The organism is Pseudomonas sp. GW823-FHT02E01 (genome assembly GCF_058797535.1).
Genome location: NZ_JBXAJS010000003.1, coordinates 646,241 through 671,190, shown reverse-complemented (window position 1 = coordinate 671,190; position 24,950 = coordinate 646,241). Strand labels below are relative to the sequence as shown.

At 60.8% G+C, this 24,950-nt stretch carries 24 protein-coding genes; 14 read left to right on the top strand and 10 right to left on the bottom strand.

What is annotated here, in order from left to right; translation table 11 throughout:
• Nucleotides 1-86 precede the first annotated feature (86 nt).
• The gene (locus tag AC1RDQ_RS10275) at nt 87-404 is read right to left on the bottom strand and encodes an ElaB/YgaM/YqjD family protein (RefSeq protein WP_090455397.1); all 318 of its coding nucleotides are present in this window, start codon (nt 402-404) and stop codon (nt 87-89) included.
• Between the two features lie 164 nt (nt 405-568).
• Between AC1RDQ_RS10275 and AC1RDQ_RS10270 the strand changes: the two genes are divergently transcribed.
• Complete coding sequence (locus AC1RDQ_RS10270) at nt 569-823, top strand: hypothetical protein (RefSeq protein ID WP_007970091.1); 255 nt, start codon at nt 569-571, stop codon at nt 821-823.
• 9 nt (nt 824-832) lie between these two features.
• On the opposite strand, the gene AC1RDQ_RS10265 is transcribed toward AC1RDQ_RS10270, so the two are convergent.
• Entirely contained in the window at nt 833-1,741 is a 909-nt protein-coding gene (locus AC1RDQ_RS10265; protein ID WP_492587143.1) for a LysR family transcriptional regulator, read from the bottom strand.
• An 84-nt stretch (nt 1,742-1,825) separates the two neighbouring features.
• Between AC1RDQ_RS10265 and AC1RDQ_RS10260 the strand changes: the two genes are divergently transcribed.
• From AC1RDQ_RS10260 to AC1RDQ_RS10235, 6 genes are all read left to right on the top strand, one after another.
• Nucleotides 1,826-2,749: a carbon-nitrogen hydrolase family protein gene (locus AC1RDQ_RS10260; protein ID WP_492587141.1), complete on the top strand. Its 924-nt coding sequence runs from the start codon at nt 1,826-1,828 to the stop codon at nt 2,747-2,749.
• A 137-nt stretch (nt 2,750-2,886) separates the two neighbouring features.
• Complete coding sequence (locus AC1RDQ_RS10255) at nt 2,887-4,551, top strand: AMP-binding protein (protein ID WP_349734327.1); 1,665 nt, start codon at nt 2,887-2,889, stop codon at nt 4,549-4,551.
• 16 nt (nt 4,552-4,567) lie between these two features.
• Nucleotides 4,568-5,329 (top strand): SDR family NAD(P)-dependent oxidoreductase, encoded by a 762-nt coding sequence (locus tag AC1RDQ_RS10250; RefSeq protein WP_492587140.1) that lies wholly within the window; start codon nt 4,568-4,570, stop codon nt 5,327-5,329.
• Nucleotides 5,330-5,341: 12 nt separating this feature from the next.
• Complete coding sequence (locus tag AC1RDQ_RS10245; protein ID WP_223502586.1) at nt 5,342-6,535, top strand: acetyl-CoA C-acyltransferase; 1,194 nt, start codon at nt 5,342-5,344, stop codon at nt 6,533-6,535.
• Nucleotides 6,536-6,675: 140 nt separating this feature from the next.
• Complete coding sequence (locus AC1RDQ_RS10240) at nt 6,676-7,803, top strand: acyl-CoA dehydrogenase (protein ID WP_057714716.1); 1,128 nt, start codon at nt 6,676-6,678, stop codon at nt 7,801-7,803.
• 13 nt (nt 7,804-7,816) lie between these two features.
• Nucleotides 7,817-8,590 (top strand): enoyl-CoA hydratase, encoded by a 774-nt coding sequence (locus AC1RDQ_RS10235; RefSeq protein ID WP_057714717.1) that lies wholly within the window; start codon nt 7,817-7,819, stop codon nt 8,588-8,590.
• A 183-nt stretch (nt 8,591-8,773) separates the two neighbouring features.
• Here the strand turns inward: AC1RDQ_RS10235 and AC1RDQ_RS10230 are convergent, their stop codons facing one another.
• The 3 genes from AC1RDQ_RS10230 to AC1RDQ_RS10220 all read right to left on the bottom strand — a co-directional run bounded on the left by AC1RDQ_RS10230 (nt 8,774) and on the right by AC1RDQ_RS10220 (nt 12,093).
• The gene (locus AC1RDQ_RS10230) at nt 8,774-9,925 is read right to left on the bottom strand and encodes an acyl-CoA dehydrogenase family protein (RefSeq protein ID WP_057714718.1); all 1,152 of its coding nucleotides are present in this window, start codon (nt 9,923-9,925) and stop codon (nt 8,774-8,776) included.
• 3 nt (nt 9,926-9,928) lie between these two features.
• Nucleotides 9,929-11,035: an enoyl-CoA hydratase/isomerase family protein gene (locus AC1RDQ_RS10225; RefSeq protein ID WP_492587139.1), complete on the bottom strand. Its 1,107-nt coding sequence runs from the start codon at nt 11,033-11,035 to the stop codon at nt 9,929-9,931.
• Nucleotides 11,036-11,199: 164 nt separating this feature from the next.
• Nucleotides 11,200-12,093 (bottom strand): LysR family transcriptional regulator, encoded by an 894-nt coding sequence (locus AC1RDQ_RS10220; protein ID WP_090455380.1) that lies wholly within the window; start codon nt 12,091-12,093, stop codon nt 11,200-11,202.
• 101 nt (nt 12,094-12,194) lie between these two features.
• On the opposite strand from AC1RDQ_RS10220, the gene AC1RDQ_RS10215 reads away from it, so the two are divergent.
• Both AC1RDQ_RS10215 and speB read left to right on the top strand, forming a co-directional pair.
• Nucleotides 12,195-13,286, top strand: a complete 1,092-nt coding sequence (locus AC1RDQ_RS10215; RefSeq protein WP_492587138.1) for a polyamine ABC transporter substrate-binding protein — start codon at nt 12,195-12,197, stop codon at nt 13,284-13,286.
• A 21-nt stretch (nt 13,287-13,307) separates the two neighbouring features.
• Nucleotides 13,308-14,267 (top strand): agmatinase, encoded by a 960-nt coding sequence (gene speB, locus AC1RDQ_RS10210; RefSeq protein ID WP_154859875.1) that lies wholly within the window; start codon nt 13,308-13,310, stop codon nt 14,265-14,267.
• A gap of 115 nt (nt 14,268-14,382) precedes the next feature.
• Here speB and AC1RDQ_RS10205 read toward each other — a convergent pair whose 3' ends face one another.
• The gene (locus AC1RDQ_RS10205; RefSeq protein WP_492587137.1) at nt 14,383-15,435 is read right to left on the bottom strand and encodes an aldo/keto reductase; all 1,053 of its coding nucleotides are present in this window, start codon (nt 15,433-15,435) and stop codon (nt 14,383-14,385) included.
• Between the two features lie 159 nt (nt 15,436-15,594).
• On the opposite strand from AC1RDQ_RS10205, the gene zapE reads away from it, so the two are divergent.
• The 3 genes from zapE (at nt 15,595) to AC1RDQ_RS10190 (ending at nt 17,928) form a co-directional block, all read left to right on the top strand.
• Entirely contained in the window at nt 15,595-16,713 is a 1,119-nt protein-coding gene (zapE, locus tag AC1RDQ_RS10200; protein ID WP_492587136.1) for a cell division protein ZapE, read from the top strand.
• A gap of 26 nt (nt 16,714-16,739) precedes the next feature.
• Nucleotides 16,740-17,321 (top strand): DinB family protein, encoded by a 582-nt coding sequence (locus AC1RDQ_RS10195; protein ID WP_057714727.1) that lies wholly within the window; start codon nt 16,740-16,742, stop codon nt 17,319-17,321.
• Between the two features lie 115 nt (nt 17,322-17,436).
• Nucleotides 17,437-17,928: a GNAT family N-acetyltransferase gene (locus AC1RDQ_RS10190; RefSeq protein ID WP_150814019.1), complete on the top strand. Its 492-nt coding sequence runs from the start codon at nt 17,437-17,439 to the stop codon at nt 17,926-17,928.
• Nucleotides 17,929-18,005: 77 nt separating this feature from the next.
• Here the strand turns inward: AC1RDQ_RS10190 and AC1RDQ_RS10185 are convergent, their stop codons facing one another.
• The 3 genes from AC1RDQ_RS10185 to AC1RDQ_RS10175 all read right to left on the bottom strand — a co-directional run bounded on the left by AC1RDQ_RS10185 (nt 18,006) and on the right by AC1RDQ_RS10175 (nt 20,501).
• Nucleotides 18,006-18,215 carry a hypothetical protein gene (locus AC1RDQ_RS10185; RefSeq protein ID WP_008053741.1) on the bottom strand — a complete coding sequence of 70 codons (210 nt, stop codon included), beginning with the start codon at nt 18,213-18,215 and terminating at the stop codon, nt 18,006-18,008.
• Nucleotides 18,216-18,383: 168 nt separating this feature from the next.
• The gene (locus AC1RDQ_RS10180; protein ID WP_492587134.1) at nt 18,384-20,120 is read right to left on the bottom strand and encodes a phosphoethanolamine transferase CptA; all 1,737 of its coding nucleotides are present in this window, start codon (nt 20,118-20,120) and stop codon (nt 18,384-18,386) included.
• 198 nt (nt 20,121-20,318) lie between these two features.
• Nucleotides 20,319-20,501: a DUF6026 family protein gene (locus AC1RDQ_RS10175; protein WP_090455368.1), complete on the bottom strand. Its 183-nt coding sequence runs from the start codon at nt 20,499-20,501 to the stop codon at nt 20,319-20,321.
• A gap of 271 nt (nt 20,502-20,772) precedes the next feature.
• Between AC1RDQ_RS10175 and gnd the strand changes: the two genes are divergently transcribed.
• Complete coding sequence (gnd, locus tag AC1RDQ_RS10170) at nt 20,773-21,753, top strand: phosphogluconate dehydrogenase (NAD(+)-dependent, decarboxylating) (protein ID WP_407515522.1); 981 nt, start codon at nt 20,773-20,775, stop codon at nt 21,751-21,753.
• Nucleotides 21,750-23,273 (top strand): glucose-6-phosphate dehydrogenase, encoded by a 1,524-nt coding sequence (zwf, locus tag AC1RDQ_RS10165; RefSeq protein WP_349734310.1) that lies wholly within the window; start codon nt 21,750-21,752, stop codon nt 23,271-23,273. The genes gnd and zwf overlap by 4 nt, the downstream gene beginning before the upstream one ends.
• Before the next feature lie 171 nt (nt 23,274-23,444).
• Here the strand turns inward: zwf and nhaB are convergent, their stop codons facing one another.
• Nucleotides 23,445-24,947: a sodium/proton antiporter NhaB gene (gene nhaB, locus AC1RDQ_RS10160; protein WP_492587133.1), complete on the bottom strand. Its 1,503-nt coding sequence runs from the start codon at nt 24,945-24,947 to the stop codon at nt 23,445-23,447.
• Nucleotides 24,948-24,950: the final 3 nt, after the last annotated feature.

The window sequence follows — 24,950 nt, the reverse complement described above, 5'->3', positions numbered from 1 at the left end:
GGCGGTGTGTCAGCAACTTGGATATTGGCTGACACACCGCCTTCGCGAGCAAGCCCGCTCCCACAGGGTTCAGTCTTTGCCAGTGCTTAGCGACGACCCAGCAGCAACCCCACCACCAGGCCGAACCCGGCTGAAATCGCCACGGTTTGCCACGGATGCCCGCCGATATAGGTTTCAGTGGCCTCGACCGCGGGCAGGGTGCGGTCGCGTACGCTGCTCACCGAATCCCCTGCCTGTCGGAGTTTCAGGGCGATTTGTCCACGAAGGGTCTCTGCTTCTTCCCCGACCAGCGAGGCGCTGCTTTTCAGCAGCTTTTCCGATTCTTCGATCAGCGTTTGAAGTTCGCTGAAGGCTTGATCCTTGATTTGATCTTCGGCGGCTTGCACGGCGGTTTTGCGGGCCATTGAAGTACTCCTTGCAGGTAAGTGGACAGTGAACAATGGAGTCTGCCGTCGTCGGAAAAGTTGCAGCTATTTTGCCCGGGGAGGCCATCTTGCTGAAAAACCGGCGCAGGACTTTTCGTCCTACAGTGTAAGATGTCGCCTATTTTACGCAGCAGGAAATTCCCATGAGCTTCAATCTGGCCGACAAACCCCTCGCCGAGCGCGCAGCGCTTGAAGACGAGAAATCCCGTCTGTTCGAACTCTGGCAAAACAACCTGGGCAAGGCCAAGGGTGAGGCTGCGCGGTTGTTCGGCGAACGGGCCAAGCGCAAAGGCAAATGGGCCGAATGGGTGCGCGCCGAACTGGACGGCATGTCGCCGCCGGAATACGCCAACATGGTGCGCAGTGAAGTCAATCGCCTGATGGCGGCCAACAAGTAACAACGGCTGTCAGGCGAAACTCGCGACGATTGCCTCGCGCACTTTCAAGAGCACCGGGTCGAGTTGGGTGCTGGTCCGCCAGCCCAGTTCGATCGGGTAGCGCGGCAACGCCAGGGGGCAGGGCAGCAGCGCCAGCCCGCTGAGCGTTGCGATGCTTTGGGCGGCATGGGCCGGAATGGTCGCCACCGCCCGACTGCCTTTTAGCAAGTGCGGCAACGCGGCAAAATGCGTGGTCGAGGCGCACACCCTCCGGCTCAGCCCCAGCGCCGCCAATCCCTCATCGGTAATCCCGATAAAACCGCTGGACGACACCAGAATGTGTTCGCGAGCCACAAACTCCTCGAGACCGATGCTCTGCTGGCCCTCGACCAGGCTCGACGGGTCCACCAGGCACAGATAGCCACCTTCCCCCAGCACCTGACGGCTGAGCAACCGCTCGGCAAACCCGCCCGCGGCAATCGCCAGGTCAATACTGCGCTCCATCAACGCCTGGGCGACGATCTGGCTGTGGGTCTGGCGGAAAATCAGCCGCAGTTTCGGCGCGCAACGGGCGATCTCTTCGATCAGCCGCCGGCCGTAGGCAATCTCGAAATCATCCGACATGCCGACCGTGACCGAGCGACCTTCGTACTGTTGCGCAGCCGGATCGACCATCGCCAGACTCTGCCGGCATTTGTTCAGGGCATCGCTGACCACCGGTTTGAGCTGATTGGCCTTGAGCGAGGGGGCCAGGCCGCGTCCGGTGCGCACGAACAGCTGATCGCCATACAGCTCGCGCAAGCGACGCAAGGCCGCGCTGACGGCCGATTGCGTCACGCCCAGGCGCAGCGCGGCACGGCTGGCGCTGGACTCTTCGTGCAGCGCTTCGAAGACTTTGAGCAGGTTGAGGTCGACGTCGGTGATATTCATTTGGTTCATGTCATTCAGCAGTGAATCGGTCTTTATTGATGATTGCCTGACGCCGGAGAATGAGCAACACCTGATGCGAATGGAGTTTCCAAGATGCCCAAATCAATTGTCGCGGCCCTGCAGATCGGCGCCTTGCCCGGCGGCAAGGCTGAAACCCTGGAACAGATCCTGTCCTATGAAAACGCAATCATCGAATCCGGCGCCGGGTTGGTGGTGATGCCGGAAGCGCTGCTGGGCGGTTATCCCAAAGGCGAGGGCTTTGGTACGCAATTGGGCTATCGCCTGCCGCAAGGGCGCGAAGCCTTTGCCCGCTATTTTGCCAATGCCATCGACGTACCCGGTGCGGAAACCGAGGCGTTGGCGGCACTGTCCGCACGCACCGGGGCCAATCTGGTGATCGGTGTGATCGAGTGCGCCGGCAGCACCTTGTACTGCACCGCGCTGTACTTCGATCCGCAGGCCGGGCTGGTGGCCAAACACCGCAAACTGATGCCCACCGGCACCGAACGGCTGATCTGGGGCAAGGGCGATGGCTCGACCTTGCCGGTGATCGACAGCCAGGTCGGGCGTGTCGGTGCGCTGGTGTGCTGGGAAAACATGATGCCGCTGCTGCGCACGGCGATGTACGCCAAAGGCGTGGAGGTATGGTGCGCGCCGACCGTGGACGAACGGGAGATGTGGCAAGTCAGTATGCGCCACATTGCCCATGAGGGGCGCTGTTTCGTGGTCAGCGCCTGCCAGGTCCAGGCATCGCCCCAGGCCCTGGGCCTGGACGTCGCCAACTGGCCGGCAGATCGACCGTTGATTGCCGGTGGCAGTGTGATTGTAGGCCCCATGGGCGACATCCTCGCCGGACCGTTGCGCGACAGTGCCGGGCTGCTCACTGCGCAAATCGACACCGACGACCTGGTGCGCGCCCGCTACGACTATGACGTGGTCGGCCACTACGCGCGGCCGGATGTGTTCGAACTGACCGTGGACGAACGCGCCAGGCCCGGGGTGCGCTTCACCTCCTGATGCCCAGCGGGCTTTGGCCAAAGCAGTCAGACAACTTGATAGCTTTGACCATTGCCCGGTAACCCGCGCAGAGCGAGTATTTCCCTGTTGATTACGGTTCCCCCCAACCTAATAAAAAACACAGTGGGATTCTGGCAATGCGCGATTACTTGTCTGCTACTTCTCAGTTCAATTATCAGCACACCGTCGATGCCGCGCTCGCGGGCGATCTGACGGCCCTCAACGCCTGTGTCGAATGCTGTGACCGGCATGCCTTGCCGGGTCGCATCGCGCTGTTCTGGGAAGGACGCGATGGTACTGGTGCTTCGTACACCTTCACCGACTTGCAGGACAAGGCCGCGCGTTTCGCCAACTACCTGCTGGCCCAGGGCGTGAAGAAAGGCGACAAGGTCGCTGGCCTGTTGCCCCGCAATATCGAACTGTTGATCACCGTGTTCGCCACCTGGCGCATCGGCGCGGTGTATCAACCGCTGTTTACCGCATTCGGCCCCAAGGCCATCGAGCACCGCCTGGGCAGCTCTGGCGCCAAAGTGGTGGTGACCGATGCAGTGAACCGGCCGAAACTCGCCGAAGTCGCCGATTGCCCGACCATCGTGACTGTCACCGGTGCCAAAGGGCAGGGCCTGGTGCATGGCGATTTCAGTTTCTGGGCCGAACTGGCCAACTATTCCGCCGACTGTGAACCGGTGCTGCTGACCGGCGAAGATCCGTTCCTGCTGATGTTCACCTCGGGCACCACCGGCCCGTCGAAAGCGCTGTCGGTGCCACTCAAGGCCATCGTAGCGTTCCAGAGCTACACCCGCGATGCGGTGGATCTGCGCCCGGAAGACGCCTTCTGGAACGTCGCCGACCCGGGCTGGGCCTACGGCATTTATTTCGGTGTCACGGGGCCAATGTCCATGGGCCATCCGATTACCTTTTACGATGGACCGTTCACCCTCGAAAGCACCTGCCGGGTGATCAACAAATACGGGATCACCAACCTCACCGGTTCGCCGACGGCCTACCGTTTGCTGATTGCCGGTGGCGATGAATTCGCCAAGTCGATCAAGGGCAAGCTGCGTATCGTCAGCAGCGCCGGCGAGCCGCTGAACCCGGAAGTGATCCGATGGTTCGCCGATAACCTCGACGTGGTCATCCACGACCACTACGGCCAGACCGAACTGGGCATGGTGCTGTGCAACCACCACGGCCTGGAGCACCCGATTCACATGGGCGCCGCCGGTTTTGCCTCGCCGGGCCACCGCATTGTGGTGCTGGATGACGAGTACAAGGAACTCGGCGTTGGGCAGCCGGGCATCCTGGCTATCGACCGCAGCCAGTCGCCGATGTGCTGGTTCGCCGGCTACGAAGGCGGGCCGACCAAGGCCTTTGTCGGCAACTACTACTTGAGTGGCGACACCGTGGAGTGGAACCCGGACGGCAGCATCAGCTTCGTCGGTCGCAGTGATGACGTGATCACCACCTCCGGCTACCGGGTAGGTCCCTTCGACGTGGAAAGTGCGCTGATCGAACACCCGGCCGTGGTCGAGGCCGCCGTGGTCGGCAAGCCAGATCCGGAGCGCACCGAACTGGTCAAGGCGTTCGTCGTGCTCAGCCCGCAATACCGCGCCGCCTCCGAGTTGGCCGAAGAGCTGCGCCAGCACGTGCGCAAGCGTCTGGCGGCGCACTCGTATCCCCGTGAAATCGAATTTGTCAGCGAATTGCCGAAAACCCCCAGCGGCAAATTGCAGCGCTTTATCTTGCGCAACCAGGAAATCGCCAAGGCTCAAGAGGCCGCGGCGAAGAACCTTCCAGCTTGAATCCAGGGAAATAATGATGCAGATCCAGAACAAGATTTTTATCGTCACCGGTGGCGCTTCCGGCCTCGGTGCCGCCACCGCCGAGGTGCTGGTCGCCGCTGGCGCCAAAGTGATGCTGGTGGACATGAACGCCGAAGCCGTTGCAGCCCAGGCCCAGCGCCTTGGTGCACAAAGCGTGGTGGCGGACATCAGCAACGAAGCAGAGGCCGAAGCTGCCGTGCAAGCGACGGTCAAGGCCTTTGGTGGCCTCAATGGCCTGGTCAATTGCGCCGGCATCGTGCGTGGCGAGAAGATTCTCGGCAAGACAGGTCCGCATGCACTGGCCAGTTTCAGCCAGGTGATCAACGTCAACCTGATCGGCAGCTTCAACATGCTGCGCCTTGCGGCCGCGGCGATTGCCGAGACCGAAGCGGATGCCGATGGCGAGCGCGGTGTGATCATCAACACCGCGTCTGCCGCGGCTTACGACGGCCAGATCGGTCAGGCGGCTTACTCGGCGTCCAAGGGCGCGATTGTCAGCCTGACCTTGCCGGCGGCCCGTGAGCTGGCGCGCTTCGGCATCCGTGTCATGACGATCGCCCCCGGCATCTTCGAGACGCCGATGATGGCCGGCATGACCCAGGAAGTCCGCGATTCCCTGGCCGCTGGCGTGCCATTCCCGCCGCGTTTGGGCAAACCGGGCGAGTATGCCGGGCTGGTCAAGCATATTATTGAAAACAGCATGCTCAATGGCGAGGTGATCCGTCTCGACGGTGCCTTGCGTATGGCCGCCAAGTAAGGAGGATTTGTCATGACAATGTCCAACGATCCAATTGTTATCGTCAGCGCCGTCCGCACCCCGATGGGCGGTTTCCAGGGCGAACTGAAAAGCCTGACCGCACCGCAACTCGGTGCGGCCGCCATCAAGGCCGCCGTCGAACGTGCCGGTGTTGCCAGTGATAGCGTCGACGAAGTGCTGTTCGGCTGCGTGCTTCCGGCAGGCCTTGGCCAGGCTCCTGCGCGTCAGGCGGCGCTGGGCGCGGGGCTGGATAAATCGACCCGCTGCACCACCCTGAACAAGATGTGCGGCTCCGGCATGGAAGCGGCGATTCTGGCCCACGACATGCTGGTGGCGGGCAGTGCCGACGTGGTGGTTGCCGGTGGCATGGAAAGCATGTCCAACGCGCCTTACCTGCTGGATCGCGCCCGTGCCGGATACCGCATGGGCCATGGTCGGGTGCAGGACTCGATGTTCCTGGACGGCCTCGAAGACGCCTACGACAAGGGCCGCCTGATGGGCACCTTCGCCGAAGAGTGCGCCGAAACCAACGGCTTCAGCCGTGAAGCCCAGGACGCGTTTGCCATTGCCTCGACCACTCGTGCGCAACAGGCGATCAAGGACGGCAGCTTCAAGGCCGAAATCGTGCCGCTGACCGTAACGGTTGGCAAAGAACAGGTGGTGATCAGCAACGACGAGCAGCCGCCAAAAGCCAGGCTGGACAAGATTGCTTCGCTGAAGCCGGCATTCCGCGAAGGCGGTACGGTGACGGCGGCCAACTCCAGTTCGATCTCCGACGGTGCCGCCGCGCTGGTGCTGATGCGCCAGTCCCAGGCACAGAAACAAGGCCTGAAACCCTTGGCGGTGATTCATGGCCACGCTGCGTTCGCCGACACCCCGGGCCTGTTCCCGGTGGCACCGATTGGTGCAATCAAGAAGTTGATGAAGAAAACCGGCTGGTCGCTCAATGACGTGGATCTGGTGGAAGTCAACGAAGCCTTCGCCGTGGTCGGCATGGCCGCGATGACTCATCTGGAAATCCCTCACGAGAAACTCAACGTGCACGGCGGCGCGTGCGCCCTCGGGCACCCGATCGGTGCGTCCGGTGCGCGGATTCTGGTGACCCTGCTTTCGGCCCTGCGCCAGAAAGGCTTGAAGCGTGGTGTTGCGGCGATTTGTATCGGCGGCGGTGAAGCGACGGCGATGGCCGTGGAATGCCTCTACTGAGGCCAACACCAATCCCTGTGGGAGCGAGCTTGCTCGCGATAGCGGTAGGTCAGATAGCAATAAAGTTGACTGACACGGCCCCATCGCGAGCAAGCTCGCTCCCACAGGGTTTCGCATTTAGCTTGATTTAAGGATTCACCATGATCCCCAATGACGACCAACAACAAATCCGTGACATGGCCCGGGACTTTGCCCAGGAACGGCTGAAGCCCTTCGCTGCCGAGTGGGACCGCGAGCACCGTTTTCCCAAGGAAGCCATCGGCGAAATGGCCGGGCTGGGCTTCTTCGGCATGCTGGTGCCGGAGCAGTGGGGCGGATGCGACACCGGTTACCTGGCCTATGCCATGGCGCTGGAAGAAATCGCCGCCGGCGATGGCGCCTGCTCGACCATCATGAGCGTGCACAACTCCGTGGGTTGCGTACCGATCCTCAACTACGGCACCGATGAGCAGAAAGAGCGCTTCCTCAAACCGCTGGCCAGCGGTGCGATGCTCGGTGCCTTTGCGCTGACCGAGCCCCAGGCCGGTTCCGACGCCAGCGGCCTGAAAACCCGTGCGCGCCTGGAAGGCGATCATTATGTGCTCAACGGCTGCAAGCAGTTCATCACCTCCGGGCAGAATGCCGGGGTGGTGATCGTGTTTGCGGTGACCGATCCGAGTGCCGGCAAACGTGGCATCAGCGCCTTTATAGTGCCGACCGATTCGCCGGGCTACAAAGTCGCGCGGGTCGAAGACAAACTCGGCCAGCATGCGTCCGACACCTGCCAGATCCTCTTCGAAGACGTGAAGGTGCCGCTGGCCAATCGCTTGGGCGAGGAGGGCGAAGGCTACAGAATTGCCCTGGCCAACCTTGAAGGCGGCCGCGTCGGCATCGCTTCGCAATCGGTGGGCATGGCCCGTGCCGCGTTCGAAGCGGCGCGCGATTACGCCCGTGAGCGCGAGAGCTTCGGCAAGCCGATCATCGAGCACCAGGCCGTGGCCTTCCGCCTGGCGGACATGGCGACCCAGATCGCCGTGGCGCGGCAAATGGTGCACTACGCCGCCGCTCTGCGTGACAGTGGCAAACCGGCCCTGGTCGAAGCGTCGATGGCCAAGTTGTTCGCCTCGGAAATGGCCGAGAAGGTATGCTCCTCGGCGCTGCAAACCCTGGGCGGTTACGGTTACCTCAACGACTTCCCGGTGGAGCGGATCTACCGCGACGTACGGGTCTGCCAGATCTACGAAGGCACCAGCGATATTCAACGCATGGTCATTTCGCGCAATTTATAAGAAGGAGTCCCCTGTGAGCTACGAAACGATTTTGCTGGAAACCCACGGCCGCGTTGGCCTGATCACCCTCAACCGTCCACAAGCGCTGAATGCGCTGAATGCGCAGATCGTCAGCGAACTGAACCAGGCCCTTGATGGTTTCGAGGCTGACTCGAACATCGGCTGTATCGTCCTGACCGGTTCGAAAAAAGCCTTTGCCGCCGGTGCCGACATCAAAGAAATGGCGGAGCTGACCTATCCGCAAATCTATATCGACGACCTGTTCAGCGACAGCGATCGCGTGGCCAACCGCCGCAAGCCGATCATCGCGGCGGTCAACGGTTTCGCCCTGGGCGGCGGCTGTGAGCTGGCGTTGATGTGCGATTTCATCCTGGCCGGTGACAACGCCAGATTCGGCCAGCCGGAAATCAACCTCGGCGTGTTGCCGGGTATGGGCGGCACCCAGCGCCTGACCCGCGCCGTGGGCAAGGCCAAGGCCATGGAAATGTGCCTGAGCGGCCGCTTGATCGATGCCGTGGAAGCGGAACGTTGCGGCATCGTGGCGCGTATCGTGCCGAGCGATGAGCTGCTGGATGAAGCGCTGAAAGTCGCCGCGTTGATTGCTAAAAAATCGTTGCCGATTGCGATGATGGTCAAGGAAAGCGTCAACCGTGCCTTTGAAGTGAGCCTGGCCGAAGGCGTGCGCTTTGAGCGTCGGGTGTTCCATGCGGCGTTTGCGACGCAGGATCAGAAGGAAGGGATGGCGGCGTTCATTGCCAAGCGTGAGGCTGAGTTCCAAGGTAAGTAAAGTAGCGGTCTTTCGGCCTCATCGCGAGCAGGCTCGCTCCCACATTGGATCTCAGCGTTTATGAGATCCCCTTGTAGGAGCGAGCCTGCTCGCGAAAAACCTGAGGGCACCGGGTTGATTCAGGTACCCCGCGTTATCGTTGGCCACCATCGCGAGCGAGCTCGCTCCTACAGGTACAGGGCATCAAATCAGGTAGTTCTTCAGCTCGCGGGCAATCACCATCCGCTGAATTTCGCTCGACCCTTCGTAGATCTGCGTGATCCGCGCATCCCGGTAGTATTTCTCCACCGGATAGTCTTCCAGATACCCGTAGCCGCCATGAATCTGAATCGCGGACGAGCAGACCTTTTCCGCCATTTCCGACGCAAACAGCTTGGCTTGTGACGCCTCCGACAGACAGGGTTTGCCGGCCGTGCGCAGGCGTGCGGCATGCAGGATCATCAATCGCGCGGCGTTCAACTGCATGTGCATGTCGGCCAGCAGGTTGGCGATGCTCTGGTGTTCATTGATCGCTTTGCCAAACTGCACACGATCACGGGAATAAGCCAGTGCCGCTTCAAACGCTGCGCGGGCGATGCCCAGTGCCTGGGCGGCGATGCCGATGCGGCCGCCTTCGAGGTTGGACAAGGCGATGGCCAGGCCCTTGCCGCGTTCGCCCAGCAAATTGGCTTCGGGGATGGTGCAGTTGTTCAGGGTCACCGCGCAGGTGTCGGAAGCACGGATGCCCATCTTGTGTTCGGTGCGGTCGACGATAAAACCGGCGGTATCGGTCGGTACCAGGAATGCCGAGATGCCACGTTTGCCCAGGTCCGGATCGGTCACGGCAAACACAATCGCCAGTTTGGCGCGCTTGCCGTTGCTGACGAATTGCTTGGCGCCATTGATCACCCACTGGCCGTCGCGCAGTTCGGCGCGGGTGCGCAGGTTGTGCGCCTCGGAACCGGCTTGGGGTTCGGTCAGGCAGAAACAGCCGATGACCTGGCCGCTGGCAAGGTCCGCCAGCCAGGTCTGCTTCTGTTCTTCACTGCCGTAGTTGAGCACCGGCCCGCAGCCCACGGAGTTGTGGATGCTCATGAAGGCGCCGGTAGCACCGTCGCCGGCGGAAATTTCTTCTACCGCCAGTGCATAGGCCACATAGTCGACATAGGTGCCGCCCCATTCCTCGGGGACCACCATGCCCAGCAAGCCCAGTTCGCCCATTTTCGCCACCAGACCATCATCGATCCAGCCGGCCTTTTCCCAGGCCTGGGCATGGGGCGCGATTTCGCCGCGGGCAAAATCCCGGGCCATGTCGCGGATCATGACTTGTTCTTCACTCAATTCGATATCGTGCATGGCTCAGCTCTCGCTCCGGTCAAACTCGCTGAAGAAGCTCGCCACGTGTTCGGCGTCCAGTGCCTGGAGGGTGGGCGGGTTCCAGCGCGGTGTCTTGTCTTTGTCGATCAGCAAGGCGCGCACGCCTTCGATCAGGTCGCCGCGCTCGAACCACTGACGGTCCAGGTGCAGCTCAAGGGCGAAACATTGTTCAAGGGGCAGCTCGCGTCCGCGACGGAGCATTTCCAGGGTCACGGCCATGGCCAGCGGCGAGCGGGTCTCCAGCAGGTCGGCGGTGGTGACGGCCCACTCATGGCTGTCGGCGACCGTTACCTGGCGTAGTTGCTCCACAATACTCGGCACATCGGGTTGGGCGAAGAAGTGGTCGATGGCCGGGCGCAAAGTCGCCAGTGGCGCATCGGGCAGTTGCTGCACGGCGAATTTCGCCAGCAGGCCTTGCAGGTCCTTGAGCGGCGTATCGTGCCATTCGAGCTGGTCGAGTTTTTCGTCCAGGACGCCAAGCTTGTCGCTTTCCAGGTACCAGTCGGCCAGGCCGCAATACAGCGCATCGGCGGCGCGAATCTGCACGCCGCTGACGCCGAGGTAAATCCCCAGCTCACCGGGGATGCGCGGCAGGAAGTAACTGCCGCCGACGTCCGGGAAATAGCCGATGCCGACTTCCGGCATGGCCAGGCGGCTTTTCTCTGTGACCACGCGCAGGTCTGCGCCTTGCACCAGGCCCATGCCACCGCCGAGGACAAAACCGTCCATCAGGGCCAGCACCGGTTTGCGGTAGTGGTGGATCGCGAGGTCGAGGGCGTATTCCTCGACAAAGAAATCTTCGTGCAGGGTGTCGCCGCTTTTGAAGCTGTCATACAGCGAGCGAATGTCGCCGCCGGCGCAGAAGGCTTTTTCCCCGGCACCGCGCAAGACCACGGCATGGACTTGCGAATCCTGGGCCCAGGCGTCGAGCTGGCGGTGCAGGTTGCGCACCATGTCCAGGGTGAGGGCATTGAGGCCGGCGGGGCGGTTGAGGGTCAGGTGACCAATGTGGTTGCGAACCTCGGCCAGCACTTCGTTTTGCATGGCATCCATGGACTGAGTCCCGGGAGAAAAAACCTGAGCAGTCATCACTAACTCCCTGCTTTTATTGTTCTTTATCAAGATGCTCGCGCGCGAGCGATGGCGGATCGTATCAGTGCAAATTTGCCTTGTACAACCCGGATAAGTGCAGGTTATCTGTGCATTTTTGCATGACAGTGTCCGGTATTGTTACAGCGTAGACCACGACGTAGTCAGGCAAACGCCGCGAGCAGATCCTCTTCGAATGCCTTTTGTGCATCGCCGGCCACTTGCGCCCGGTGCCGGGCCAGATGAAACGCGACATCGAAACTCATGTCGCCTCGACGCACGGCCCTGAGCAAACCCTTGTTTTCCCAGGCATGGGCGAAGTGGCTGGGCAAATAACCGACATGCTTGCCGGAAAGGATAAAGGCGAGGGTGCCTTCGACTTGTTCCGAGCGCGCCGAACACAGCTTGCCCTGGAAGGGTTCGTCACTGCGCAGGAAACGGTAGGGGTGATCGACCCGGTCGCTGGCCTGCAGATCCTGATCGCAGGGGGCCGGGTTGGTGAACAGCGGATGGCCGGGGGCGCAATACAGATGCTGGGTTTCAATGAACAATTGGCGGTAGTCAAACGCGCTTTGCACTTGCGAGAAATAGCCGATGGCCAGGTCCAGCCGCTGTTGCAGTAGCAAGCGCTCCATTTCGCCGGGCATGGCGCTGATCAGTTCGATGCGCACTGACTCGTCCCGCTCACGGAAGCGCCGGATCGCCTCGGCCACCCGTTGCAGCACCGATTGATCCAGGGCTTCGGACAGACCCAGGCGCACTTCACCGATCAAGCGCCCGGCCACGCCGTTGGATTGATGACGGAAGGCTTCGATGGATTCGAACAGGGTGCGTGTGGCGCTGAGGAGTTGTTCGCCCTTGGCGGTGACCTTGAATCCGCCCTTGCCGCGGCTGCACAGGCGATAGCCAAGGCGGGTTTCCAGCTTGGCCATTTGCTGGCTGATGCTCGACTGGCTCAAGCCCAGCTCACCCTGGGCGGCACTGAAACCGCCGCACTCCACCACGCTGACAAACAGACGCAACAATTGCAGGTCCAGATCATGGAGTTGGCCGAGCATCAAACATTACTCCGTCATAAAGTCAGGTTAATTAACTTGATATTTCACCAATGTATCCGACGACGCATCCTGCAACCACTTCCTCTGGTCAGGTGTTCGTCATGGCTCCCATGTTCAAGCTGTGTTTACCCGCGCTGTTGCTCGCCGTGGCTGTTTCGGCCCAGGCCGAAGACAAGGTGGTCAATCTGTACAGTTGGGCCGATTACGTGGCCCCCGAAACCCTGCAGCGGTTCGAGCAGGAAACCGGCATCCATGTGCGCTACGACACCTTCGATTCTTCGGAAGTACTGGAGACCAAGCTGCTCACCGGCGGCAGCGGTTATGACGTGGTGGTGCCGTCCTCCAGTGTGCTGGCCCGGGGGCTTGCAGCCGGGGCGTTGAAACCGATTCCTCACGAAGGACTCAAGGGTTACGCCAATCTCGATCCAGACTTGCTGGAAAAACTCGCCGCTGTCGATCCCGGCAACCGCTATGGCGTGCCTTATACCTGGGGCACGCTGGGATTGGGCATGAACGTCGAGGCGATCAAGCAGCGCTTGCCGGACGTGCCGCTCAATAGCCTGGACCTGCTGTTCAAACCCGAGTACGCAAGCAAGTTGAAAGACTGCGGCATCGCCATTCTCGACTCGCCCCAGGAGGTGATCGGACTGGCGCTGCATTACCTGGGTAAAGATCCCTACAGCACGGACAAGAATGATCTGTCAGCCGCCGAGGCGTTGTTGCATCAGCTACAGCCGAACGTGCTGTACGTCGCCACCGGGCGGCAGATCAGCGATCTGGCCAATGGCAGCGTGTGCCTGGCGTTGACCTACAACGGTGACGCCAGCATGGCCGCCGACCAGGCACGCAAAGCCAATAAGCCCTATGAAATTGCCTACCGGATTCCCAGGGAAGGCACCCTCGTGTGGCAGGACAACCTGGCGATTCCCAAGGACGCGCCGCACCCCGAAGCCGCCCGCACCTTTATCGAATTCATGTTGCGCCCCGAGTCCGTTGCGGCACTGACCAACACCTTGTTCTTCGCCACAGCGAACCAGGCCGCCACGCCGCTGGTGGATGAAGCGGTGCGCTCCGATCCGGACATCTACCCGCTGGCCGACGTGCGCGAACGGCTGTACGCCGACCGCAGCATGAACCTCAAGGACATGCGCCTGCGCACGCGCTTGTGGACCACTTTCCGTAGCCGCCAATAACTATAAAAGAAGGAGCCTTCAATGGACGTCCCGATGCAGAACGATCAAGCCCTTACCCGTGACAGCCTTTACGGCACGGCCGCTGAAAGTACCTACGCCGGTATCACCAGTTTCATGCGTCGCCGTTACAGTCGTGACTTGCGTGGCGTTGATGTGGCCGTCAGTGGCGTGCCGTTCGACACGGCCACCAGCAACCGCCCCGGCGCACGCTTCGGGCCCCGTGGCATTCGCGCTGCCTCGGCCGGGATCGCCTGGGAACGGCATTGGCCGTGGACGTTTGATCCGTTCGATCACTTGGCAGTCATCGACTACGGTGATTGCGATTTCGACTACGGTTCGCCGCAGTCGACGCCCGAAATGATCGAAGCCCACGCCGAGCACATCCTCAATGCCGGCACGGCGATGCTGACGTTTGGCGGCGACCATTTCATTACCTATCCACTGCTCAAGGCCCATGCGCGCAAGCACGGGGCATTGTCGCTGATCCACTTCGACGCCCACAGCGACACCTGGCCGGACGAAGAGGGCAAGCGCATCGACCATGGCACCATGTTCTGGCACGCGGCCAGGGAAGGGCTGGTGGACCCGTCGCGTTCGGTACAAATCGGCTTGCGCACCACCAACGATGATCACCAGGGCTTTCAGGTGCTCGACGCACGGCAGGTGCACCGCCGTGGCTGCGAGGCGATCGTCGAGGCGATTCGCGCCCGGGTCGGCGACAACCCGGTGTACCTGACCTTCGACATCGACTGTCTCGATCCGGCATTCGCTCCGGGCACCGGAACACCTGTATGCGGCGGCTTGAGCACGGTGCAGGCGCTGGAGATTCTCGGCGGTTTGCGCGGGATCAACCTGGTGGGCATGGACGTGGTGGAAGTGGCACCGGCCTATGACAGCGCGGAGATCACCTCACTGGCGGCGGCGACGCTGGCGATGGAGATGCTGTGTCTGTATGCGGCAAGGCATAAGGTCGATAAGTAATACGCCTGACCCTGTGGGAGCGAGCTTGCTCGCGATGGCGGTCGATCAGCCGACATGGATGTTGAATATTCCGCCCTCATTGCGAGCAAGCTCGCTCCCACAGTTTTGATTTGTGTCAGGCCACCGGAATGATTGGCAGGTCGAGGATCTGACCACCGCTGAACCGCGCGAACGAACCGGAAATGGATTCGTGCGGCACGCCTTTGGCCACGTCACTGACGCCATCCAGTCGTGCCAGTTGTTCGCTGCTCAATTGCACATTCAGCGCGCCCAACGTCGCATCCAGCTGCTCACGGGTCCGGGAACCGAGGATCGGAATCAGCGCCGTGGTCGAGCGTCTGGCTTTTTCCCGCAGCCAGGCGATGGCCACGTGGGTCGGGCTGGCGTCCAGTTCTGCGGCGACATCGATCAAGGTGTCGAGCAGGGCGGTTTCGCGGGCGCTTTTTTCGGCGTGGATCAGCACACCGAGTTTGTTCGCGCGATTGTCGCCCTCACTGTTGCGATATTTGCCAGTCAGGAAGCCGCCACCCAGCGGCGACCACAAGGTCGCGGCCAGGCCCAGGGCTTCGGCCATCGGCAGTTGTTCACGCTCGGCGGTGCGTTCGGCGAGGCTGTACTCGACCTGGATCGCGGCAATCGGCGCAAAACCGCGTACCTCGGCCAGCAGGTCGGCGCGGGCGATGCGCCAGGCGGGGAAGTTCGAAAGCCCGGCGTAATGAATCTTGCCGGCACTGACCAGATCGTCGAAGCCGCGCAGGATCTCTTCCATGGGCGTGACGCCGTCGCTCATGTGCGCCCAGAACAGGTCGATATGCTCGGTCTTCAGCCGTTTCAGGCTTTCTTCGACGGCGCGCACCATGTTCTTGCGGCTGTTGCCAGTGTGGGAAATGCCGGCTGCCGGTGTAGTCCCGAGGGTGTATTTGGTGGCGATGACCAGGCGATCCCGTTCTGCGGCGATGAATTCGCTGAGCATGGCCTCGGACTGCCCGCCCTGATAGCCATTGGCGGTATCGATGAAATTGCCACCGGCTTCCAGATAACCATCAAAAATCCGTTTGGCTTCGTCACGCTCGGCGCCATGGCCCCAACCGGTACCGAAATTACCCGCGCCCAGCGCCAGTTCGGAAACACGCAAGCCGGTTTTACGACCGAAAACTTTGTAATGCATGGGATGACTCCAGAGGGATGGCGACAAGGCTTAATAGATTATCAAAAACATCTATTAAATATGATGCTGGTAATCTTAGGCGTCAAGGTGCTTTTCCTGTCTGCACAAAACTGCCGATCACCGGTCGCGTTATCCATGGGCAATGGCATACTGCCGCCCATGACTATCGATTCCCCCTTAAGCGCCTGGCAGCATGCCATCGAACAAAAGGGCTTTGTCCAGGACGAGGCCCAGGAACATGCGGTGTGGGCGCTGCAAAAATGCCACGAAGCGTTGCACGCAGACCGCGCGCCCATTTCCGGCGTGTACCTGTGGGGGCCGGTGGGGCGGGGCAAGACCTGGTTGATGGACCAGTTCTACCAAAGCCTGCGAGTACCGGCTCGGCGCCAGCACTTTCACCACTTCATGGGCTGGGTGCACCAACGCTCGTTTCAACTGACCGGCACTGCCGATCCGCTCAAGGCGTTGGCCCGTGAATTGGCTGAAGAGGTTCGCGTGCTGTGTTTCGACGAACTGTTCGTCAATGACATCGGCGACGCGATCATTCTCGGGCGCCTGTTCCAGGTGATGTTCGAACAGGGCGTGGTGGTGGTCTGCACGTCCAATCTGCCGCCGGACCAGTTGTACGCCGACGGCTTCAATCGCGACCGTTTCATGCCAGCCATCGCGGCGATCAAGCAGCACATGCAGGTGATTGCGGTGGATGGCGGGGAAGACCATCGCCTGCATCCGGGGGCCGGTTTGCAACGTTATTGGGTGGCCGAGCCCGGTAACCCCTGCGCGCTGGGTGAAGTGTTCCAGTTGTTGAGCGTCGGCCAGTCAGTATCGAGCGAGCCGGTCAAAGTCGGTCACCGTTCCCTTGAGGTGGTCAAGGCCAGCCCGACGGCGCTCTGGACCCGTTACGCCGCGCTGTGCGAGCAACCCTTCGCGGCCATGGATTTCATCGCCCTGTGCGATACCTACGGCGCTATCCTGTTGAGTGACGTGCCCAACCTCAGCGCACAGAAACGCGCAGGCCGCATTGCCCGCGGCACCGAGGACGGTGTCGAGCGGGTGGAGGCGGGAGATCGCGAGTTGCCGCAGTTATCGGTGCATGACGATGGTGTACGACGGTTCATTGCCCTGGTGGACGAGTGCTACGACCGCAAGGTGCCGCTGTACCTTGAAGCGCAAGTGCCAATGGCATCGCTTTACACCGAGGGTTATCTGGAATTTCCGTTCCGCCGCACCCTCAGTCGATTGCAGGAAATGCAACTGCAGCGGTTTGCCGAAGTTTGATCGGGTTTTGAACGGGAGCAGCGAACATGAATCAGCCCCTGTCACACCATTTGCTGACCATGGCCTATCAGAACGCCTGGGCCAATCACCGACTGGCCAAGGCCTGGCGTCAGTTGAGCCCGCAGGAACTGAGCGCATCCCGGGTCAGCTTCTTCCCCTCGATCCGCGCCACCCTCAACCACATCCTCACCTGTGACTGGTTTTATGTGGACGCCCTGGAGCGCGAACTGCGCGGCGACGACCCGCATCCCGATTGCCGGGTGTTTTTCAAGGAGGACGAACCCTGCCTCGTGGCAACGGACCTGGTTGGCGAACAGGCCCACGTCGACCGCCGGCTGATCGCCTACTGCGAGCAGATGCGCGACGCCGACCTGGGCAAAATCGTGACCATCGCCCGCGACACCCCGCAACACGACAGTCGCTTGCGCCTGCTGTCCCATTTGTTTGAACACCAGATCCATCACCGCGGCCAGATTCACGCCATGCTCAGCGGCACCTCGGTCCAGCCACCGCAACTCGACGAGTTTTTCTGCGTCGGTGAGTCGCACTTGCGGGCTGAGGATTTTGCCGAACTGGGGTGGACGGAAGCCTTGATCTGGGGCGCTTGAGGCCAAAGATTTTCTCGGTTGCGATTGTCGTTGGCACGTTGCTCGCGCTATGGTCTGCGGGCACTTCAGCGTGAGTACATGCTGGGGGCTACTTCATGTGTGATCGAGGATGGAAATGGACTCCGCAGAAATTCTTGTGCTTCAGGCCAGTTACACCAATCCGGTGCATGCCGAGGCTATTTGCCTGGTGCTGAACCACTACGCCGAGGACCCGATGGGGGGCGGCCAGCCGTTGCCGGCCAATGTACTGGAGCAGCTCCCGGGCGAACTTGCCCGGCGCCCCCACGCCTTCAGTGTGCTGGCCTTTGTCGGTGGCGAGCCGGCCGGGCTGGTCAATTGCTTCGAGGGGTTCTCGACGTTTGCCTGTCGGCCGCTGGTCAATGTGCATGATGTGTCGGTGGTGAAAAAATTTCGCGGCCTGGGCTTGAGCCAGAAGATGCTGCAAAAGGTCGAAGACATCGCCCGTCAGCGTGGCTGCTGCAAGCTCACCCTGGAGGTGCTGGAAGGCAATGCCGTGGCCCAGGGTTCCTATGAAAAAGCCGGTTTCGCCGCCGGTATGTTCGACCCGGCCCATGGACGGATGCTGTTCTGGACCAAGAACCTCTGATTCAACAGGCAAAAAAAGGGCGTCCATCAGGGCGCCCGACAGTCTTCTACCTAGAACTGCAATCAGACGGCCATGGATCATTTCGGTCTGTAGGTTTCAGTCATTTGTGCGGTTTGATCGTCCGGAACCCGCAGTTCAGTGCTTTGGATGGGGTGGCCCAGGGCTTCTTGCTGGGCCAGTCGCAGGCTTTCGTAGTAATAGCGCATGCGTTCGGCTCCACCTTCGGCAAAAGCACTGGTTGAGCCCAAGGCCATCAGGCCGGCGAGAATCATTGCGGTGCGTTTCATGGTTTGCCTCCCACTACAGATGTCGGATGCCTTTCGTCCATGAATCAATGAAGCAGTGTCGAAATGGCATTATCCGCCGATTCGGTTAATTGGGAATCAACTTCACCAACGACCTGCATGGCTGCAACGGGAGCATGAAAAAGGGGCCGGAACCGGCCCCTGAAAGGATTACTGCTGAACGACAGTCGGTGGCGTTTTGGGCTTCATCAGGCTGAAGTCGATCAGCGCACGCTGTTGACGCTCATACGGGTTGCCGATCATCAATGGCCGGGCCTTGAAGCTGTCACTGACCAGGCTTTTGCTGCGATCGAGTTCGTCGAAGCTCAGGCCCGCCAGGTCGGCCCAAGTGTGAATCAGGTGCGAGCTGCTGTAAGGGCGCGAGAGATCACCCACGAGGTTCCAGTCATGGGTTGCACGCCATTTCGGCGATGCCCAGGCCATGAACGGAATGGTGTACATCGGTGCTGTCGGCTTGTTCTCGTTGCGCCCCAAGGTGTTGTGGCCCACGGAATCGAACACGTCCTCGCCATGGTCGGACAGGTACAGCAGGAAGCCGTTCGGATCGGTCCTGGCGTAGTCCTTGATCAGGCTGGACACCACGAAGTCGTTGTACAGCACGGCATTGTCGTAGCTGTTGTACGTCGGCAACTGGTCATCGCGGATGCCGGCAGGCACGCCCTCACGGTCCTGGAACCTGTCGAAGGTCGACGGGTAACGGTACTGGTAGCTCATGTGCGTGCCGAGCAAATGCACGACGATGAGTTTGCGCGGTGCCCCGTCGGCCAAGGCCTTGTTGAAGGGCTCGATCACGTCGCCATCGTACTGGGCGGCGTTCTGGTTGCGGTTGTTGTTCAGGTACACCTGTTCATCGGCCTGTTCGGAAAAGGTCGTGAGCATGGTGTTGCGCTTGGTCATGGTCTGCTGGTTGGTGATCCAGAAGATCTTGTAACCTGCCTGTTTCATCATGCTGACCAGCGATGGCGTCGACAGGTACAGGTCGGGGTTTTCTTCGTCGGCGAAGGTCAGGACCTGCTGCAGCGCCTCAATGGTGTAGGGGCGCGGCGTAATGACGTTGTCGAAAACGTCCAGTTGATCCTTGAGCTTGTCCAGTTCCGGCGTGGTTGCCCGGGGGTAGCCATACAGGCTCATGCGCTGACGGTTGGTGGACTCACCGATCACCAGCACCAGGGTCGCAGGCGTGTTGGCCATTGCGTCCTTCAGGTTGTGCAGCGGTGGAATCTTGCTGGCGTTATTGAGCATGTCCTGCATGCCGGCCAGGGTTTCCAGGTAGCGGTGATAGGCCACGGCCATTTGCCATGGCACCGCCGGCTCGATGCGGGTTTCGAACTTGTCGAAGCCTTCGGCGAAACTGCCGGTGCGTGCGGTTTGCTTGATCAGCGGATAACCGACGACCGCCATGACAATGGCCACCGCGGCCACGATGGCCTTGCCACGGGGCAGGTACACCGGGCGCAGGCGTGTCCACAGGAACCAGGAAAAAGCGGTGTGTGCCAGGAACGCCGGCACCATCCACCAGGCAAAGTACTGGGTCATGTATTCGCCGGCTTCAGCCACGTTCGACTCAAACATGATGAAGATGACGCTCTGGGAAAACTCCTGCTGATAGATGAAGAAGTAACCCAGGCTCGCCATGGAACACGCCCACAGTACGACGCCGATCACGGCAGCCATGACGCGGGTTTGCCGGGGGAACAGCAACATCGGCGCCAGCCAGAAGGCGCTCATGACGAAGGCCTGGCGGAATCCGCTAAAGCCGGAGGTGCCAGTCAACTGGATGAGTAGTTGGGTGATGCCGGAAAAGTACCAGAAGAATACAAACAGCCAGACAAATCCGGCCCAATCAAAACCTGCCGCAGTCGTGTTGCTGCGTTTAAACAAAGACATTCAGCGCTCCAGCCGAGAGTTCACTACCACCGCCGGGACTTGGATATCACGGACGACGAACGAGGGCCGCGCGGAATCGGGCGACCTAAACGGGTAATTGTCGTGTAACAATTGTGAAAATTTTGTGAGTTGCCAGGGGCGGCAGGGCGTGAGCCGGTGCGGAAGCAGTGCAGACCGCTCCCGCTTCAAAGAGGGGGGTCAGGCGAGTGGGGCGTGTTGCACCACAGCCAGGGGCTGCACTTGATTGGTTTGCAGCAGCAGCCGCAATTGTGCCAGTTCCTGCTTCAACTGATCGCGTTCGTCTTTCAACTGGCGCAATTCATCGCGACGGATTGTGACGTAAAGGGTTTGTGCTGGCAGTGCGGTATGTACTGTGCCCATTGCTCACCTCGCAAATGGCGTGTCTCAACTGTAGGTACGCCTCGAAATCCGGGGCTGACCTACTATCGGCGCCAATTTTGATTTCTTTTGCCCCAGAAGGGAACTTTTTTATTTTTCATGGTCGTTGTGTCTTCGGTTTGATTCCCGACGTTATCCATCAGGATCGGGCACAATGCCCGGAAACTTCGTGCCAACGCTCTGGACTAACCTCATGAGTCGCGTTGGGCTATAACCTTTGACACACTTAATTTGTAGTAGGGAGCATCAGCACATGCAACTCGGGATTATTGGACTGGGCCGCATGGGCGGCAATATTGCGCGGCGCCTGATGCTCAACGGGCACACCACCGTTGTTTACGATCGCAATACCGCCTTTGTCGAAGCCTTGGCTAAAGAGGGCTCCACGGGCGTCACCGATCTGCCGGCGCTGGTCGCCGGCCTGGCCAGGCCGCGTGCGGTCTGGGTCATGCTGCCAGCTGGCGCGCCGACCGAAGAAACCATCGACACCCTGAGCACCTTGCTCGACGCCGGTGATACCATCATCGACGGCGGCAACACCTTCTATAAAGACGATATCCGCCGGGCGAAGACCCTGTCGGAAAAAGGCCTGCACTACATCGACGTCGGTACCTCCGGCGGTGTCTGGGGCCTGGAGCGCGGTTACTGCATGATGATCGGCGGCGATGCCGAGACTGTTAAGCGCCTCGACCCGCTGTTCGCCACCCTGGCCCCTGGCCTGGGCGACATCCCGCGCACCAAGGACCGCAAGTCCGACGACGATCGTGCCGAGCGTGGTTACATTCATGCAGGTCCGGCCGGTTCCGGGCATTTCGTGAAGATGATCCACAACGGCATCGAATACGGAATGATGCAGGCGTTCGCAGAAGGCTTCGACATCCTCAAGACCAAAAACAGCGAGAGCCTGCCGCAAGACCAGCGTTTCGACCTGAACGTCGCCGATATCGCCGAAGTGTGGCGCCGTGGCAGCGTGGTGTCCTCGTGGTTGCTGGACCTGACTGCCGACGCCTTGGCCAGCGATCCGAAACTCGACGGTTTCTCCGGGTCCGTGGCCGACAGCGGTGAAGGTCAATGGACCATCGAAGCTGCCATGGAACAAGCGGTGCCGGTGCCGGTGCTGTCGAACTCGCTGTTCTCGCGCTACCGTTCCCGTGGGCAAGGCACCTTTGGCGACAAGATTCTCTCGGCCCAGCGCTTCGGCTTCGGCGGCCATGTGGAGACCTCGAAAAAATGACCCACGCGATCCGCAGAAAATCCAAGGCTGAACCCGCGCCGCCGACCACGCTGTTCCTGTTCGGCGCCCACGGCGATCTGGTCAAGCGCCTGCTGATGCCGGCGCTGTACAATCTCAGCCGTGACGGTTTACTCGGGAATGGACTGCGGATCATAGGCGTTGACCACAACGCCATCAGTGATGAAGGCTTCGCGAAAAAACTCGAAGACTTCATCCGCAACGAGGTGGCCACCAGGACCGGCAAGGGCGATCAAGCCCTTGACCCGGCGCTGTGGGCCAAACTCGCCAAAGGCATCAGCTACGTTCAGGGCGATTTCCTGGACGACAGCACTTATCAAGCGCTGGCGGCAAAAATCGCCGACAGCGGTACTGGCAATGCGGTGTTCTATCTGGCCACCGCGCCGCGTTTCTTCAGTGAAGTGGTGCGCCGTCTTGGCTCGGCCGGCTTGCTGGAAGAAACCCCCGAGGCCTTCAGAAGGGTGGTGGTCGAAAAACCCTTCGGTTCAGACCTGCATACGGCCGAAGCCTTGAACGCTTGCCTGCTCAAGGTGATGACGGAAAAGCAGATCTACCGCATCGACCATTACCTGGGCAAGGAGACCGTACAGAACATCCTGGTCAGCCGGTTCTCCAACAGCCTGTTCGAAGCGTTCTGGAACAATCACTACATCGACCACGTCCAGATCACCGCCGCCGAAACCGTGGGCGTGGAAACCCGTGGCAGTTTCTATGAGCACACCGGCGCGCTGCGGGACATGGTGCCCAATCACCTGTTCCAGTTGCTGGCGATGGTGGCGATGGAGCCGCCCGCCGCGTTCGGCGCCGATGCGGTGCGCGGCGAGAAAGCCAAGGTCGTTGGCGCGATCAGGCCTTGGACGGTGGAGGAAGCCCGCGCCAATTCGGTGCGCGGCCAATACACCTCCGGTGAGATCGACGGCAAGGCACTGCCGGGCTATCGCCAGGAAAACAACGTCGCACCCGACAGCAATACCGAAACCTATGTGGCCCTCAAGGTCATGATCGATAACTGGCGATGGGTCGGCGTACCGTTCTATCTGCGAACCGGCAAGCGCATGAGTGTGCGTGACACCGAGATCGTGATCTGTTTCAAGCCGGCGCCCTATGCGCAGTTCCGCGATACCGAGGTCGATGAGCTGCAGCCGACCTATTTGCGCATTCAGATCCAGCCGAACGAAGGCATGTGGTTCGACCTGCTGGCCAAGCGTCCCGGTCAGGCCTTGAAAATGGACAACATCGAGCTGGGGTTCGCCTACAAGGACTTCTTCGAGATGCAGCCTTCCACCGGCTACGAAACCCTGATCTACGATTGCCTGACGGGTGACCAGACGCTGTTCCAGCGCGCCGATAACATCGAAAACGGCTGGCGCGCCGTTCAGCCGTTCCTGGATGCCTGGCAGCAGGATTCCAGCGTGCAGAGCTACGCTGCCGGGGAAAACGGCCCCAAGGCCGGCGAAGAACTGCTCACCCGTGACGGTCGCGTCTGGCACCGCCTCGGATAACACCTATCTCCAGTAGGAGCGAGCTTTTGTGGCGAGGGGGCTTGCCCCCGTTCGGCTGCGAAGCAGTCGCCATTTCATCACTCGGTGTACCTGCTACAGCGTAGTAGTAGGTTTTGGGGCCGCTGCGCAGCCAACGGGGGCAAGCCCCCTCGCCACAAAGGCTCGGCGGTGTCAGAGCCAGTAACTCACCGCATACCAGCCCAATGTCCCCATCACCACGGTGTACGGCAGCGCCATCCAGACCATCCGCCCGTACGACAGACGCACCAGCGGTGCAATTGCCGAGGTCAGCAGGAACAGAAACGCCGCCTGACCGTTGGGCGTCGCCACGCTCGGCAGGTTGGTACCGGTATTGATCGCAATGGCCAGGGTTTCGAAGTGCTCACGGGTCATCTCACCCGCCATGAACGCGCGCTTCACTTCGGTGATGTAAATGGTTGCCACGAACACGTTGTCGCTGATGGCGGACAGCAGGCCGTTGGCAATGAACAGCATGCCCGGTTGTTGGTCTGCCGGGAGCGTCAGCACCCAGTGGATCAGTGGGGCGAACAGTTGCTGGTCGTGAATCACCGCGACCACGGCGAAAAACACCACCAACAATGAGGTGAACGGCATGGCGTCCTTGAACGCTGTGCCCAGGCGGTGTTCGTCGGTGATGCCGGTAAAGGCGGTAATCAACACGATCACCATCAAACCGATCAAACCCACTTCGGCGATGTGGAACGCCAGCCCGGCAATCAGAATCAATGCGGCAAAGCCTTGCACCAGTAGCGCTGCACCTTGGCGCGTGGTGCGCTCGGCATTGTCTTCGGCGGCGTAGTTGGCCAGCACCGCACGAACGTTATCTGGCAGCAGCGTGCCGTATCCGAACCAGCGCAGCTTTTCCAGCAGGACGCAGGTTGCCAGCCCGGCAACCAGTACCGGCAGGGATACCGGCGCAACCTGTGTGAAGAACTCAGCGAAGTGCCAGCCCATTTCATGGCCGATCAGCAGGTTCTGCGGTTCACCGACCAGCGTACAGACACCGCCCAGCGCGGTGCCCACGGCGCCGTGCATCAGCAGGCTGCGCAGGAAGGCGCGGAACTGTTCCAGATCACCGTGATGCAGGGTGGGCAGATGTTGGTCGTCGCTGAACTCGCTGTCCTGGCGCGGATCGTTGCCCGAGGCGACACGGTGATACACCGAGTAAAAACCTACGGCGGCACTGATGATCACGGCGGTCACAGTCAAGGCATCGAGGAACGCCGACAGAAAGGCCGACAGAAAGCAGAACATCAGGGACAGCAGGGCTTTGGAGCGGACCCCGAGCAGCAGGCGCGAGAACAGGTAAAGCAACAGGTCCTTCATGAAATAGATACCCGCCACCATGAACATCAGCAGCAGGATCACCGGGAAGTTGTGCAGCAACTCGTCGTACAGCGCCTGGGGCGTGGTCATCTTCAGCAGCAGGGCTTCAATCAACAGCAGGCCGCCGGGCATCAGCGGATAGCATTTGAGTGCCATGGCCAGGGTGAAGATGAACTCCAGCACCAGTAGCCAGCCGGCAACCACCGGGCCTGCGGTCCAAAGCACCAGGGCATTGAGGATGAGAAAGCCGACGATGCAGGCCTTGTACCAACGGGGCGAGTGCCCGAGAAAGTTGTGCGCGAACGCCTGGGCCATTGAACCGGACATCGG